Raw genomic sequence first — 14,786 nt, forward strand, 5'->3', positions numbered from 1 at the left:
GTTAAAGGGTGAAAACAGTTAAAAATAATTAATGATAATGACTTCAGACGTGCGTTTACTTTCAGCGGCGCTACGCTGACAGACCGCCTTAGCGTCACTATTCTTACGCTATCCACCAATGAACAAGGTCTTAGCGCACAACATGAACCGGTTACTCGCAGCCCTCATCGTGGCGTGCGCGGCATTGGCGACGTTATATGGGCTGGTGCATTTTGGCGCACGTTCGGTGCCGCGCGCGATTGCGGTCAACGAGGCGCCGCTGGGGTGTGAGGATGAACCTGAGCTCGCCGGCGAGTGCGGCGATGACGATGAGGCTCCCGCCGACGAATTTCGCCGGCCGGCGACGCTGAACGCCCGGGCCGACGGTTAATTAACGTTACGAGCTATCCCCATTGCCGCCAGGCGTACGGCAGGCTAGGCTGTTCAGCTCATGGGCCGCCGTTTGGCGGCTTGAACGTTGCACAGGGAGTCTATTTTATGACGGGTATTTTGCAGTTATTCCAGGCCATCGGACTGGGTTTGGTGCTGCTGTTGCCGCTGGCCAACCCGCTGACCACGGTGGCGTTGCTGCTCGGGTTGTCCGGCAATATGACGCGCGAAGAGCGTAATCAGCAGTCGCTGATGGCCTCGGTTTATGTGTTCTGCATCATGACGGTGGCGTTTTACGCCGGGCAGGTGGTGATGAACACCTTCGGCATTTCGATCCCCGGCCTGCGCATCGCCGGCGGCCTGATCGTCGCCTTCATCGGTTTTCGCATGCTGTTCCCGCAGCAGAGCCCCGAAGACGCGCCGGAGGTGGAGAGCAAGTCGCACGAGCTGCGCCACAAGACGTCGGCCAACATCGCCTTCGTGCCGCTGGCCATGCCGAGCACCGCCGGGCCGGGCACCATCGCGATGATCATCAGCTCGGCGTCGAGCGTCAAAGCGAACTCGCTGGGCTTTGAACCCTGGGTGTTGGCCGTGGCGCCGGTCGCCATCTTCCTGACGGTCGCGGTGATCCTGTGGGCCTGCCTGCTCAGTTCCGGCGCCATCATGCGGTTGGTCGGGAAAAGCGGCATCGAAGCGATCTCGCGCCTGATGGGCTTCCTGCTGGTGTGCATGGGCGTGCAGTTCATCATCAACGGCGTGCTGGAGATCATCTCCACCTATACACCGGCCGCCGCCTGACCATGAAAAACGGGCGCGACACCGCGCCCGTTGCCGTTATTTCCCCGCCGGCGCCTGCGCGCCCAAAATGCCCTTGCCTTCCGGCACTTCGGTAAAGCGACTGAGGATCTCGCTGTAGGTCTTGGCCGGATCCAAATCCGGGAACTGCGCCGGATAGATAAACTTCGCCAGATACTCCAGCCCGACGATGTTGTACGGGTGGTTGTAGAAGTTATGGTAGATGCCGTAGAACCGCCCTTCCTTTACCGCCGACACCTGCGAGAACCCCGGGCGCTGTTTCATGCGGTTGAAGGCCTCATCCACCTGCTGCTGCGTCACGCCATAGCCGAACGGCACCGCGGCGTTAGTCTTGCTGGCCCACTGCGAGCCGGAAACGATATACGCATCCGGTTTCATGCTGATCACTTTTTCCAGCGCCACGTCGCCGGTCGCACCCGGCAGCAGCGCAGAACCGATGTTGCGCGCGCCGACCGCTTCGACCAACGCGCCCCAGCCGACGTGCGCATGGGTGAAGCAGCAGGATTCCAGGCCATTCAGACCGGCCTTGGCTTCGAAGAACACCAACGGTTTGGGTGCCACCGCCTGCGTTTTGGCCAGAATGGCCTGATAATGCTGCTGATAATAATCGGTATATTGCTTGGCTTCGCTTTCACGGTTGAGGGTTTCCCCCAACAGCGTCACGCTTTTCGGCGTGTTTTCCACCGGCTTGAGCATGGTATCGATAAACAGCACCGGCACGTTCAGCGCCTTCAGCTTATCCAGCACGCCGGTTTGGCTCAGCGAAGGCTTGGAGCGCAGTTGGGCGATCATCAGATCGGGGCGCTTGGCGATCACGCTCTCCAGATTCACTTCGCCTTTATCGCTGAATCCCATATCGATGATGTTTTTCGCCGCCGGCCATTTGCTCTGCAAGATTTCCCAGGTCGCCGCGTCGCTTTTCTTCAGCAGGTTATTCCAGGCCACCAGCCGGCCGAACGGGTTGGCGCGATCGAGCAGCGCCAGCGTGAGAATGTCGCGCCCGTCCTGCACCACGATGCGTTTCGGCTCCTGCGGGAGGGTGACCGTCTGGCCGGAGGTGTCGGTCAGGGTCAACGGATAGGTAGTGGCCATCGCCGGAGAGGCGAGTAAGGCGGCGCAAACCAGCGCCGGCAAAGTGATTCGACGGTGCACGAAAGACTCCTTAGTCATGAATACATTCAGGAAATACTAATGAGAATGGCTTGCATTATCAAAGATAACGCCCGGCATGCCGGCGATTAATTGCAAAGGGATGTGTAAAGGAAGGATAAGAGGCGCGCCGGAGCCGGCGCGCCCAGGGGATCATATCAGGCCGTAGATCAGCGCCGAGAGCGCGATCAGCCCCATCACCAGCACGAAGACGTTGCTCGCCGCGCGATATTGGCGCATGGCCGGCACCGCACGCACGGCGTACATCGGCAGGATGAACAGGATCGCCGCAATCAGCGGGCCGCTGATGGTTTCGATGATATGCAGCGCGCTGGGGTTCCACACCGTCGCCGCCCAGGTGAGCAGGAACAGCGACACCGCCGAAATGCGGTGCGTCATGCGCGAGCTGAGCGGCTTGCCGACCGCGCGCGTGACGCCGTCGATCAGGCTGGTCGCCCCTTCCGTCACCCCCAGCGAGGTGCCGAGATAGGATTTGGCCATCGCCAGCATCGCCATCACCGGGCCAAGGTAGGCGATCAGCGGGTTGGAGAACTTGTTGGCCAGCGTGGTCAGCACCGTGATGTTCTGCTCTTTCGCCTGCAGCATGTCTTCATGAGACAGGCTCAGCACGCAGCTGAACACGAAGAACAGCACGGTAACGCAGATCAGCACATAGCTGTAGCGCATGATGCGCGCGCAGCGGCGTTCCGCCTTGTCGCCGTACAGGCTCTTCTGGGTCGAGGCGAAGGAAGAGATGATCGGCGCATGGCTGAAGGAAAACACCATCACCGGCACGGCCAGCCACAGAGAATGCCACAATCCCGGCGTGTCGAAGCGGGTGGCGGCCAGGCCATGCACGAAGTTGGCGGTATTCCAGCTCGGCATCAGATAGAGCGAAATGCCCATCAGGAACACCAGCAGTGGGAACACCAGCATGCCCATCGCCGCCACGATGCTGTCTTTGCCGCGCAGCAGCACCAGATTGAGCACCACCACCACGGCCAGGCTCAGCCACAGGCGCGGCAGCGGCGCCACGTGAAACTGATGGATCAGGAAGCTGTCCAGCGCGTTGGTGATCGAAATGCTGTACACCAGCACGATCGGGAAGAACGCCATCAGATACAGCACCATGATGATTTTGCCGGCCAGCACGCCGAAGTGTTCCACCACCACATCGTGAATGTTGCCGTCGCGGCTGGAGCCGGAAAGCACGAAGCGGCTGAGCGCGCGGTGCGGCAAATAGGTCAGCGGGAAAGCGAACAGCGCCATCAACAGCAGCACCAGCGGGCCGTTCAGGCCGGCGTTGATCGGCAAGAACAACGTACCTGCGCCCACCGCAGTCGCATAGAGACCGAACATCCAGACGGTGTCGGTTTTGTTCCATTTGGCAGTCTGAGCGGCCGTCAGCGTGCCTGAATCGGGAGAAATCGTACTCATGAGACAGTCTACCTTAATCTGCGGCGACAACGATTGCGCCTAACGGGATATCCTTCTCCGCGAGTTTTTTAATAATAATCAGTGAATTAAAGCGATATTTCATACTTACGCCTGATGAAAGGACGGCAAGGATAATGAAAAATCCGCTGCGGGTCTATGTTTTATCGGCTGAACGGACGATTTGCGAACACAATCTGCTGAAAAAGCAGGCGGCAGCAGAAAAACTAAGGGCCCCTTGCGGAGCCCTTAAACGGTTTACTTCTTCGCGTCCGGATGGTCCGGCACCTCGGCGCTGCCCATCTCCTTCTCATCGCGGATCATCGAGCGGTCTTTACGCACGTCGGCCACATCGGAGGCGCTCACCGGTTTGGCGCTGTTGCCCCAGCTGGAGCGGATGAAGTTCACCACGTCCGCCACCTGCTGATCGTTCAAACGCCAGCCAAACGGCGGCATGGTGATGTTGGACACCGCGCCCTGCACCGCCGGCGTGGTGTTGCCGGTCAGCACGATGTGGATCAGCGAGGTCGCGTCCTCGGTCTGCACCACCGGATTGCCCTTCAGCGACGGGAAGGCGCGCTTGTAGCCCACGCCGTCGGTGCGGTGGCAGGCCGCGCAGTTATCAACATACAGGGCCGCGCCGGGCTTGCTGTCATTCCCCCGCCACAGATCCTTGGCCACGCTGTCTTCGACCGGCGCCGCCTGCTGCTTGCCGTCTTTCGATGGCAGCGATTTCAGGTAGCGCGCGATGGCGGTCAGATCGTCGTCGCTCAGGTATTGCAGGCTGTGCTCCACGACGTCGCTCATGCCGCCGAACACGATGGCTTTGTCGTTACGGCCGGTTTTCAGGAACTCGGTCAGCTCGGCTTCGCTCCAGCTGCCCAGGCCGTCCTTGCGGTCGCCGCGCAGGCTGGAAGCCACCCACCCGTCGATCGGCGCGTTGCTCCCGGACAGGTAGTCGTCGCTTTCGCTGTTGCTCAACGCTTTCTCCTGCATGGTGATGCTGCGCGGGGTATGGCAGGCGCCGCAGTGGCCCAGGCCTTCCACCAGGTAGCGGCCGCGCTCAATCACCGGATCGGCCTTGGCGTCGGCGACAAAATCCGCCGGCGACGGCGCAAACATGCCGCGCCAGATGCTCAGCGGCCAGCGCATCGACAGCGGCCACGGGATGTCGGAATCCTTGTTGGCCTGCTCCACCGGCTGCACGCCGTGCATGAAATAGGCATACATGGCGCGCATGTCGTCCTCTTTCACCAGCGCGAACGACGGGTACGGCATCGCCGGGTACAGGGTGCTGCCGTTTTTGGCTACGCCCTTACGCACCGCGTTGTCGAAATCCTCGAAGCTGTAATCGCCGATGCCGGTTTTCTTGTCCGGCGTAATGTTGGTCGAGTAGATGGTGCCGATCGGCGTCTCCATCGCCAGGCCGCCGGCGAAGGTCTTGCCGTTCTTGCCATCGGTATGGCAGGCCACACAGTCACCGGCGCGCGCCAGGTACTCGCCGCGCTTGATCAGCTCGCTGCTGACGGTGGCGTCCTGCGCCCAAACGGAGAAACTCACTGCACTGAGAACCAGTGCCGGTACAAATGCTTTCATCGTTCGCCGTCCTTATGCCTGCACCAATGGGCCTGGGTTTTTCAGATACTGCTCGCGAATGGCGCGGGCAGACCAATAAGCCAGCGCCGCCACGGTGCCGGTCGGGTTGTAGCCCAGCCCTTGCGGGAAGGCCGATGCGCCGATCGAGAACACGTTGTGCACATCCCAGCTCTGCAGATAGCGGTTGACCGCGCTGGTCTTCGGATCTTCCCCCATCACCGCACCGCCGTTCATGTGGGTGGTCTGGTAGCTGGTGGTATCGAAGTGGCTGTTGGCGTTTTTCGGGCTGCCGGCGATCAGTTTCGGGTTCATCGCCTTGGCGATCGGCGCCATCTTGTCGTACATGAACTGCGCCATCTTGATGTCGTTTTCCTGCCAGTCGAACGTCATGCGCAGCAGCGGCTGGCCGAACACGTTCTTGTAGTTGGGATCGAGATCCAGATAGTTGTTGCGGTACGACTGGTGCGCGCCGTGGGCATCCATCGAGACGTGGTGGGTGTAGGCATCCGCCACCGCCGCTTTCCACTTGCTGCCCCAGGCCGGGGTACCCGGAGGGGTCGGCAGGCCGGAGATCGGCTTGGTGCCCGCCTGGTTGACCCAGAACGGCGAACCGCCGACGAAGCCTTCTTTGGCGTGATCGAAGTTGTCGGCGTTGAAGTCATCCACGCCCACGCCGTTGCCGCCGGCGCCGATGAACGGGTTGGTGAAGACGTCTTTATCAAAGAACGCCTTGATGGTGGTCATGTTCTGGTAGGCGAAGTTGCGCCCGACCACGCCTTCGCCGGTCACCGGATCGTAAGGCTTGCCGATGCCGGACAGCAGCATCAGGTGCACGTTGTGGAACTGGAACGCGCCCAGGATCACCAGGTCGGCCGGCTGTTCAATCTCGCGGCCCTGCGCATCGACGTAGTTCACGCCGGTGGCGCGGGACTTGTCATCGGTCAGGTTGACCTTCAGCACGTTGGCGTTGGTGCGCAGTTCGAAGCGTTTCTCCATGCGCAGCGCCGGCAAGATGTTGACGTTCGGCGAGGCTTTGGAATACATGTAGCAGGCGTAGCCGCTGCAGAAACCGCAGAAGTTGCATGGGCCCATCTGCGCGCCGTACGGGTTGGTGTAAGAGTCCGAGGTGTTGGCGGACGGCAGGTTGTAAGGGTGGTAACCCACCTCCAGCGCCGCTTTCTCGAACAGCTGGGCGGAGTAGGTGTTTTTCTGCGCCGGCAGCGGGAAGTCGTCGGAGCGATCCGGCGCAAAGCGGTTACCGCCCTTCTGCGCCACTTTCTGCCCTTTGATGGTCCAGGCGGTGCCGGAAGTGCCGAACACTTTCTCCGCTTTGTCGAAGAACGGTTCCAGCTCGTCGTAGGTCACGCCGAAGTCCTGGATGGTCATGTCCTTCGGAATGAAGTTTTTGCCGTAGCGTTCTTCATAATGGCTGCGCATGCGCAGTTCGATCGGATCGACGCGGAAATGTACGCCCGACCAGTGCAGACCGGCGCCGCCGACGCCGGTGCCCGGCAGGAACGCCGCCAGCTGGCGGTAAGGCACCGCGGTCTGGCTGCTGTTGTGGCGAATGGTGACGGTGCTTTTCGACAGATCCTGGAACAGCTTGCGTCGAATGTTATAGGTCAGCTCGTCGATCACCTGCGGATAAGACCCGTCCGGGTAGGTGTCGCGCATCGGGCCGCGCTCCAGCGCCACCACGTTGAGGCCGGCCTCGGTCAGCTCTTTGGCCATGATCGCGCCCACCCAGCCGAAGCCGACGATCACCGCGTCTACTTTTTTCATTACCGTTGCCATGGTTAGCCCCTCTCCCCACGAATCGAGACCGGCGGGAAGGGATAACGCTCCCCTCGCTCAACCCAGTCCATAAAATCGGCGCGCGCGCCCGGAAAATTAATCAGCTTCCAGCCAACCATGTCTTTGTTGCCGCCATGGATCGGATCGCTGAAGAAACCTTCACGGGTGTTTTGCAGCAGATAGGAGAAGAACAGTTTCGACGGCAGTTGCTGGAACTCCGCCTCGCCGGACTCGAACTTTTGCAGCAGGGCGTCTTGCTGCGCGCCATCCAGTTCGGCGAAAGGCTTGCCGGCGGTTTTCTTGCTGTAGGCGTCGGCGTCTGCGATGCCGAGGTTGTAGATTTGCTTGGGCACCAGCGGCAGCTGGTAGCCCATTTCCTTCGGCACATCGGGGTTGAACGGCCCCTGCATGTACCAGATGGAACCGGTGGCGTACGGCGTGTTCATCTGGCGATCGATAAACTCCGGCACGCCGGCTTCCAGCGCGCCAGGGCCGCGTTCGTCGGCCGGGATCAGGCGCGCGACGGCGGTCTTGATGAAGGCCCACTCTTCCGGGGTGAAAAAGGTCGGTTGGTAATCGTTCTGCGTTGAAGTGTTCGAGGCAGCGACCGCTGGTGCTGGGGCCGTCAGCGCGCCAACGCCGCTGCCACCAATTACCGCCGCAGGAATTAAGGTCATCGATTTCAACAAGAAATCGCGCCGCGAATTGTTGGTTTTATGATTCGACATGTCACATTCCATCCAAAGATAGTCACAACTATTTAACCGCAACCTTGCGATCGATACGGGTTTTTAAAATAATTTGTTACTTATTTGTCTATTTATTGAAGGTCAGAATGCGAGCAAAAGCAAAAATGTTACCGGTAACTTATTGAATGAACGTAAAGATTTATCTGCTAACGTAAATTTAACTTTTTGTGCGGTTTTTCTGATAAGCGATGAGGAAATAACGAAAAATGAGAGGCGGGTCGCGCTAAAAACTGACGCCGAAAACAAAATCGGCCGCGTTCGGCGGCCGATTCAAAGGATGGGATTACTGCGACATCGCCTGATAAGCGGTGGTCACTTTCCATAAATAGCGCGGCGCCTGCGGTGCCGGGTGCTTTTTCTGGATGTGCTGATAAAACTCATCCGGACTCATCTGATTGATGCGATTAACCGCCACGCGCTTGTCCGAGGAGAAAGTGCGCAACATGGCGCCCGCCCCGTTCACATACGAAACGATGGTGGCGTAACGCAAAGTCTGTGGGTTGTTGATCCCGGCTAGCTGCTGGCTTTGAAGAATATTGATATAGGCCGTTCCCAGATCAATATTGACCGCCGGATCCTTCAGCTCACGCGAGCTGGGTTGCCCGCTTCGTCCTTTCATGCGATAGGCGTCGCGGCCGGCGGTAGAAGCCTTCAGCTGCATCAATCCCACTGCGTTCGAGGTGCTGACCACGTTCGGGTTAAACCCGGACTCCACCTGAATAATCGCTTTAATCAGCGTTTCGTCGACGCCGTAGTTGCTGGCGGCCTGACGAATGTAATCGTTATAAGCAACCGGGGTGCCTGTGCGGTTTACCGGTGCCTGCGGAGGGGGTTTTAACCAACCGCCGCGCGTTGTGCCACTGCCTGAAATATTGCTCGCCGTTTGCGGGTCTTTGGCGCACCCCGACAAAAGCAAAATTGCCGTAAGGCAACCTATTTTTGTTTTCACAGAATCCCTCACTCCTTTCAATGAGTTGCGTAGCATATACAACTTGTAAGGACACCTGCAGTAATTTTTTGGACTAATCTCAAGCTATCCATATACCAAGAGGTGATTTATGAGTCAATCTGCAACAAGCTGCTTTGTGGTGACTTTTCGCTATCAGGAAGCGGGACTGACCGACCTGGCCAAGCTGACCGGGCAATTGACCCGTGAAGGTTTTGTCACGTCGGTGACAGACGAAAATGGCGTTCATCATGAGCTCGGCAGCAACAGTTTTGCGTTCATAACCGTTCTGGATCAAGAGGATGTGCAGCGACTTGCGCAGGGGTTCGGGCAGTTGGCGTTGGGAAAACAGCCGGAGGTGGCGATCTGCACCTGTAAGGACTACCTTCAGCGGTTACATACTGATACATAAAATGCTATAACTCCCCGGACGGTATTATTTTTCAGTTGGAGAAATAGCCCCGCCGGCGGTGGGCAAGTGACGCTTGACTTCGCTTCAATTGATATTGATAATCATTTTCATTTGAATCAGGAGACGTCATCATGCCATTGATAACTTGCGCTTTTCGTCGCAGTCGCCCTCCCCGCGCTGCCGCACTGTTACGCCCCTTCACGCTCGCCTGTTTGCTGCTCGGCGCCGCTCTGGTCAGCCAACCCGCGCTGGCGGAAAAAAAGCTGCGCGTGGTGACCACTTTCACCATCATTCAGGATATCGCCCAGAACGTGGCGGGTGACGCCGCCGTCGTGGAATCCATCACCAAACCGGGCGCCGAGATCCACGATTACCAGCCCACCCCGCGCGATATCGTCAAAGCGCAGCACGCCGACCTGATCCTGTGGAACGGCATGAACCTGGAACGCTGGTTCCAGCGCTTCTTCGAGAACATCAAGCAGGTGCCGGCGGCAGTCGTGACAGAAGGCATCACCCCGCTGCCGATCCGTGAAGGGCCCTATAACGGCAACCCGAACCCGCATGCCTGGATGTCACCGAGCAACGCGCTGGTATATATCGAAAACATCCGCAAAGCGCTGGTGGCGCACGATCCGGCCAATGCGGAAACCTACAACCGCAACGCCAAGGCCTACGCAGAGAAAATCGGCGCGCTGGACGCTCCGCTGCGCGAACGCCTGGCGCGCATTCCGGCCGCGCAGCGTTGGCTGGTGACCAGTGAAGGCGCCTTCAGCTACCTGGCGCAGGACTATCAGCTGAAAGAAGTCTATCTGTGGCCGATCAACGCCGATGAGCAAGGCTCGCCGCAACAGGTCCGCCGGGTGATCGACGCGGTGCGCGCCCACCATATTCCGGTGGTGTTCAGCGAGAGCACCATTTCCGACAAGCCGGCCAAGCAGGTGGCGAAAGAGACCGGCGCCAAATACGGCGGCGTGTTGTACGTGGACTCGCTGTCCACCCGCGATGGCCCGGTGCCGACCTATATCGATCTGCTTAACACCACCGTGCAAACCATCGCCAAAGGATTCGATCAATGACCCATGAGCTGTTTGTCCGCCCTGAATTGAGCGTGGACGACGTCACCGTGACCTACAACAACGGGCACACCGCCATTCATAACGCCAGTTTTACCCTGAGCGGCGGTTCTATCTGCGCGCTGGTGGGCGTTAACGGCAGCGGTAAATCGACGCTGTTCAAAAGCATTATGGGGCTGGTCAAGCCCACCAGCGGCCGGGTGTCGCTGAGCGACAAACCGGTGGCGGACGCGCTGAAAAAGAACCTGATCGCCTACGTGCCGCAAACCGAAGACGTCGACTGGAACTTCCCGGTGCTGGTGGAAGACGTGGTGATGATGGGCCGCTACGGCAAGATGAATTTCCTGCGCATTCCGTCGCGCGAGGATCGCTTGCGGGTCGACAAGGCGCTGGAGCGCGTCGGCCTCAGCGAGCTGCGCGGCCGGCAGATCGGCGAACTCTCCGGCGGTCAGAAGAAGCGCGTGTTTCTGGCGCGCGCCCTGGCGCAGCAGGGCACGGTGCTGCTGCTGGATGAGCCTTTCACCGGCGTGGATGTGAAAACCGAGAATGCCATTATCGATCTGCTGCGCTCGCTGCGCGACGAGGGGCATTTAATCCTGGTTTCCACCCATAACCTCGGCAGCGTGCCGGAGTTCTGCGATCGGGTGATCCTCATCAACCGCACGGTGTTGGCCGCCGGCCCGACCGAAACCACCTTCACCCAGAGTAATCTGGAGCTGGCGTTCGGCGGCGTGCTGCGCCATATCAACCTCTCCGGCCCGGATCTGCACGACGACAACGATCCGCGCACCGTCACGGTGTTGACCGACGATGAACGCCCGGCGGTGTTCTATGGCCACACCAAGAGCGATCCGCCTGCCAACAGTCAGGCCAGGGAGAAACAATCCTGATGCTGGACCTTCTGCTGCAACCTTTCAGTTATAACTACATGGTGAAGGCCATCTGGGTCAGCGCCATCGTCGGCGCCGCCTGCGCGTTTCTGTCCGCCTACCTGATGCTGAAAGGGTGGTCGCTGATGGGCGATGCGCTGTCGCACTCGGTGGTGCCCGGCGTGGCCGGCGCCTATGCCCTCGGCCTGCCCTACGCCGCCGGCGCCTTCTTCACCGGCATGCTGGCGGCGCTGGCGATGACGCTGGTGCGCCACATCACCCGGCTGCGCGAAGACGCCATCATCGGCTTTATCTTCTCCACCTTCTTTGCCGTCGGCCTGCTGATCGTGTCGCTCAACCCCACCTCGGTCAACGTACAGTCGATCATCTTCGGCAATATCCTCGGCATCGCCGACGAAGACGTGCTGCAAGTGGAAATCATCATCGGCGTTTCGCTGCTGATCCTGTGCCTGGTGTGGAAAGATCTGCTGGCGGTGTTCTTTGACGAAAGCCACGCGGTGTCGATCGGCCTGTCGCCGCTGAAGCTGAAGATCCTGTTCTTCACCCTGCTCAGCGCCTGCACCGTCGCCGCACTGCAAACCGTCGGCGCCATTTTGGTGATCGCCATGGTGATCACGCCGGGCGCCACCGCCTATCTGCTGACCGACCGCTTCAGCCGGCTGGTGATCATCGCTATCATCATCGGCGCATTGACCAGCGGCATCGGCGCCTACCTGAGTTTCTTCCTCGACGGCGCCACCGGCGGGGTGATCGTCACCCTGCAAACGCTGGTGTTCCTGGCGGCGTTCTGCTTCGCGCCGAAACACGGCCTGCTGGCGGCAAAACGTCGCGTAGCACAGTCACCAACCGGAGGCCGCTGATGGACACACTCTACCAACTGCTCAGCGAACCCTTCGCCTACCCGTTCATGCAGCGGGCGATCGTCGCCGCCATCGTCACCGGCGTGGTATGCGCCGTACTCTCCTGCTATCTGGTGCTCAAGGGCTGGTCGCTGATGGGCGACGCCATCTCGCACGCCGTCTTGCCCGGCATCGTAGTGGCGTTCGTCATCGGCATTCCGCTGGCGATCGGCGCCTTCTTCTCCGGCATCTTCTGCGCGGTGGCCACCGGCTACCTGAAAGAGAACAGCCGGGTGAAAGAAGACACGGTGATGGGCATCGTTTTCTCCGGCATGTTCGCCTTCGGCCTGGTGCTGTTCTCGCGCATCGACACCGACCAGCACCTGAGCCACATTCTGTTCGGCAACATGCTGGGCATCACCGACGGCGAGCTGAAGCAAACCCTGCTGATCGCCGGCCTCACCCTGGCGGTGGTGTTGCTTAAACGCAAAGACTTCATGCTCTACTGTTTCGATCCGCACCATGCGCGGGTGATTGGCCTGCCGGTCAAGCTGCTGCACTACGGGCTGCTGTGTCTGCTGGCGATGACCATCGTCGCCTCGCTGCAGGCCGTGGGGGTGATCCTGGTGATCGCCATGCTGATCGCCCCCGGCATCATCGCCTTTATGCTGTGCCGCCGCTTCGATCGCATGCTGATGGTGGCGACGGTGGTGTCGGTGTTCTCTTGCGTGCTCGGCACGCTGATCAGTTTCCACATCGACGGCGCAACCGGGCCCTGCATCGTCATTGTGCAGGCCGTGCTGTTCGTTATCGCCTTACTGTACGGTAAACTGCGTCCGTTACAGCGTAACCAAACCGCCCTGAGCGACAGTTAAACGCCCTCCTCTGATGCGGCGGCGCTCTCCGCCGCATCCTGTTTTCTCTGCCCCCTTATCCGTTGTCATCAAGTTGCAACCGGTATTGCGCTTAAATTAATCAATAGGGTATATACTGTGAGCTGGCGGGATGCTGAAAAAATCGCCTATTTTGACGCCGGCTGTGCGCCGCGTCGTGTTTTCACCACGGGAAAGACGCTAACCTAATGAATTATCAGGCAGCACAGAGGGGGAAATACCATGTGGCAAGCCGTTAGCCGTCTGTTAAGTGAACATCTTGGCAGCGCAGAGATACGCGAAAGGATTGAACTGCCCGGGGGCGACATTCACCCGGCGTGGCGCGTGAGTTACGGTGACAACGAGGTGTTCGTGAAATGCGACGCCCGTGAACAACTGCCGATATTCACCGCCGAGGCCGATCAGCTGGCGCTGCTGGCGCGCAGCAAAAGCGTGCGGGTGCCGGAAGTGTACGGCGTCGGCAGCGATCGCGACTACAGCTTCCTGCTGCTGGAGTATCAGCAGTTGAAACCCCTCGACGCCCATGGCGCCTACTGCCTGGGGCAACAACTGGCGCATCTGCACCAGTGGAGCGAGCAACCGCAGTTCGGTCTCGACTTCGACAGCGATCTGACCACCACCCCGCAACCCAACGCCTGGCAACGCCGCTGGTCGGAATTCTTCGCCGAGCAGCGCATCGGCTGGCAGCTGCAGCTGGCGGCGGAAAAAGGCATGACCTTCGGCGACATCGACGACATCGTCGATCGGGTGTATCTGCGCTTGCAGCACCACCAGCCGCAGCCTTCCCTGCTGCACGGCAACCTGTGGCCGGGCAACTGCGCGATGACCGCCAACGGGCCGATACTGTTCGATCCGGCCAGCTACTGGGGCGACAGAGAGTGCGATTTGGCGATGCTGCCGCTGTATCCGGAGCTGCCGCCGCAGATCTACGACGGCTATCAGAGCGTGTGGCCGCTGGGGGCCGGATTTATCGAACGCCAGCCGCTGTATCAGCTGTACTACCTGCTCAACCGCAGCAATCTGTTCGGCGGCCAGCATTTGGTGGCTGCCCAACGCGCGGTGGAGGCGCTGTTGCAGCCCGAAGCGTCATAACGTTCCGGGGCGCCGAGCGGCGCCCCGTTCATGGTTCAGGCCGCGCCGGCCAACTGCCCCAACAGGCGGATCACGAACCAGGCGATCACCGCAATCACGATCGGCAGGATGTACAGCGGGAAGTACTGCAGGAAGATGGTGTGGTGCGGCAGCGTAATGCGCTCCTCAAGCTGTTGGCGCGTGTGCCCTTCGCTGCCCTTGGCCTGCTCCAGGATCATCTGGTCTTCCAACCCTTCGCGGATGAACTTGACCTGACGCGACATGCGCGCGCCGGAAGCCTGCAGCGCCAGCCCGACGAAGATCAGAATATAGATGATGATGAACATCAGATTGGCGCCGCTGAACAGGCTTTTATCCACGTCGGGCACCGGTGAGTTGTACCAGAAAAGGTTCAGGAACGGCGTGTTGAAACGCACCATGTCCACCATCACGTGAACGAAATCCAGCATCACCGCGTTGATGCCCTTAGTTTTTTCACTGTGCTGATAGATAAAACCCAGCACGGAAATCAGCGTCGACAGCAACGCCGGGATAAAAACCACCCATCCGAGAATGCGTTTCAAAATGGCGAGACGCCCGGCCTGTTGATACGTCATGTGTTCCCCTTGTTAGCGACGTAACCGAATCGGCTAAGTCTACCTGCTGTTGGCGAAACTCGCCCACCGTTTTCTTCACTCCCGCTGTGCTACAAGCTTAGCCGAATTAGTCGAAATCAAAAACTTAACCGCGCCGGC

At 59.7% G+C, this 14,786-nt stretch carries 15 protein-coding genes; 8 read left to right on the plus strand and 7 right to left on the minus strand.

The genetic code is table 11. The features are described 5' to 3' along the window. Positions 1-142: 142 nt before the first annotated feature. On the plus strand, positions 143-370 hold the full coding sequence (locus ITX55_RS03340) for a hypothetical protein (protein WP_025302614.1): 228 nt from the start codon (positions 143-145) through the stop codon (positions 368-370). Positions 371-477: 107 nt separating this feature from the next. Then, a complete protein-coding gene (locus ITX55_RS03345; RefSeq protein WP_033652461.1) occupies positions 478-1,167 on the plus strand; it encodes a MarC family NAAT transporter in 690 nt (229 codons plus the stop codon). Between the two features lie 36 nt (positions 1,168-1,203). Here the strand turns inward: ITX55_RS03345 and ITX55_RS03350 are convergent, their stop codons facing one another. The 6 genes from ITX55_RS03350 to ITX55_RS03375 all read right to left on the minus strand — a co-directional run bounded on the left by ITX55_RS03350 (position 1,204) and on the right by ITX55_RS03375 (position 8,856). Further along, positions 1,204-2,337 carry an ABC transporter substrate-binding protein gene (locus ITX55_RS03350; RefSeq protein ID WP_033642872.1) on the minus strand — a complete coding sequence of 378 codons (1,134 nt, stop codon included), beginning with the start codon at positions 2,335-2,337 and terminating at the stop codon, positions 1,204-1,206. A gap of 150 nt (positions 2,338-2,487) precedes the next feature. Next, complete coding sequence (locus ITX55_RS03355) at positions 2,488-3,771, minus strand: serine/threonine protein kinase (RefSeq protein ID WP_033652462.1); 1,284 nt, start codon at positions 3,769-3,771, stop codon at positions 2,488-2,490. Positions 3,772-4,026: 255 nt separating this feature from the next. Continuing rightward, positions 4,027-5,364 carry a cytochrome c gene (locus ITX55_RS03360; RefSeq protein WP_042784347.1) on the minus strand — a complete coding sequence of 446 codons (1,338 nt, stop codon included), beginning with the start codon at positions 5,362-5,364 and terminating at the stop codon, positions 4,027-4,029. Between the two features lie 12 nt (positions 5,365-5,376). Beyond that, a complete protein-coding gene (locus tag ITX55_RS03365; RefSeq protein ID WP_004931432.1) occupies positions 5,377-7,158 on the minus strand; it encodes a GMC family oxidoreductase in 1,782 nt (593 codons plus the stop codon). Positions 7,159-7,160: 2 nt separating this feature from the next. Then, positions 7,161-7,886, minus strand: coding sequence for a gluconate 2-dehydrogenase subunit 3 family protein (locus ITX55_RS03370; RefSeq protein WP_042784344.1), 726 nt, complete (start codon positions 7,884-7,886; stop codon positions 7,161-7,163). A gap of 304 nt (positions 7,887-8,190) precedes the next feature. After that, positions 8,191-8,856 (minus strand): transglycosylase SLT domain-containing protein, encoded by a 666-nt coding sequence (locus tag ITX55_RS03375; RefSeq protein WP_004931439.1) that lies wholly within the window; start codon positions 8,854-8,856, stop codon positions 8,191-8,193. 109 nt (positions 8,857-8,965) lie between these two features. On the opposite strand from ITX55_RS03375, the gene ghoS reads away from it, so the two are divergent. The 6 genes from ghoS to ITX55_RS03405 all read left to right on the plus strand — a co-directional run bounded on the left by ghoS (position 8,966) and on the right by ITX55_RS03405 (position 14,052). Next, entirely contained in the window at positions 8,966-9,265 is a 300-nt protein-coding gene (gene ghoS, locus ITX55_RS03380; protein ID WP_033642868.1) for a type V toxin-antitoxin system endoribonuclease antitoxin GhoS, read from the plus strand. Positions 9,266-9,396: 131 nt separating this feature from the next. Then, positions 9,397-10,341 (plus strand): metal ABC transporter substrate-binding protein, encoded by a 945-nt coding sequence (locus ITX55_RS03385; protein WP_108680601.1) that lies wholly within the window; start codon positions 9,397-9,399, stop codon positions 10,339-10,341. Further along, positions 10,338-11,228: a manganese/iron ABC transporter ATP-binding protein gene (locus tag ITX55_RS03390; protein ID WP_033642866.1), complete on the plus strand. Its 891-nt coding sequence runs from the start codon at positions 10,338-10,340 to the stop codon at positions 11,226-11,228. Before ITX55_RS03385 ends, ITX55_RS03390 begins: the two co-directional genes overlap by 4 nt. Next, the gene (gene yfeC / locus ITX55_RS03395; protein ID WP_016927980.1) at positions 11,228-12,088 is read left to right on the plus strand and encodes an iron/manganese ABC transporter permease subunit YfeC; all 861 of its coding nucleotides are present in this window, start codon (positions 11,228-11,230) and stop codon (positions 12,086-12,088) included. Before ITX55_RS03390 ends, yfeC begins: the two co-directional genes overlap by 1 nt. After that, the gene (locus ITX55_RS03400) at positions 12,088-12,942 is read left to right on the plus strand and encodes a metal ABC transporter permease (protein ID WP_108680599.1); all 855 of its coding nucleotides are present in this window, start codon (positions 12,088-12,090) and stop codon (positions 12,940-12,942) included. Before yfeC ends, ITX55_RS03400 begins: the two co-directional genes overlap by 1 nt. Positions 12,943-13,182: 240 nt before the next feature. After that, positions 13,183-14,052, plus strand: coding sequence for a fructosamine kinase family protein (locus tag ITX55_RS03405; RefSeq protein WP_033642864.1), 870 nt, complete (start codon positions 13,183-13,185; stop codon positions 14,050-14,052). A 35-nt stretch (positions 14,053-14,087) separates the two neighbouring features. Here the strand turns inward: ITX55_RS03405 and ITX55_RS03410 are convergent, their stop codons facing one another. Further along, on the minus strand, positions 14,088-14,648 hold the full coding sequence (locus tag ITX55_RS03410; protein ID WP_025302601.1) for a YniB family protein: 561 nt from the start codon (positions 14,646-14,648) through the stop codon (positions 14,088-14,090). Between the last annotated feature and the right edge of the window lie 138 nt (positions 14,649-14,786).

Origin of the sequence: Serratia sp. EWG9 (assembly GCF_019913725.1) — a bacterium.
Taxonomy (GTDB): Bacteria; Pseudomonadota; Gammaproteobacteria; order Enterobacterales; family Enterobacteriaceae; genus Serratia; species Serratia ureilytica.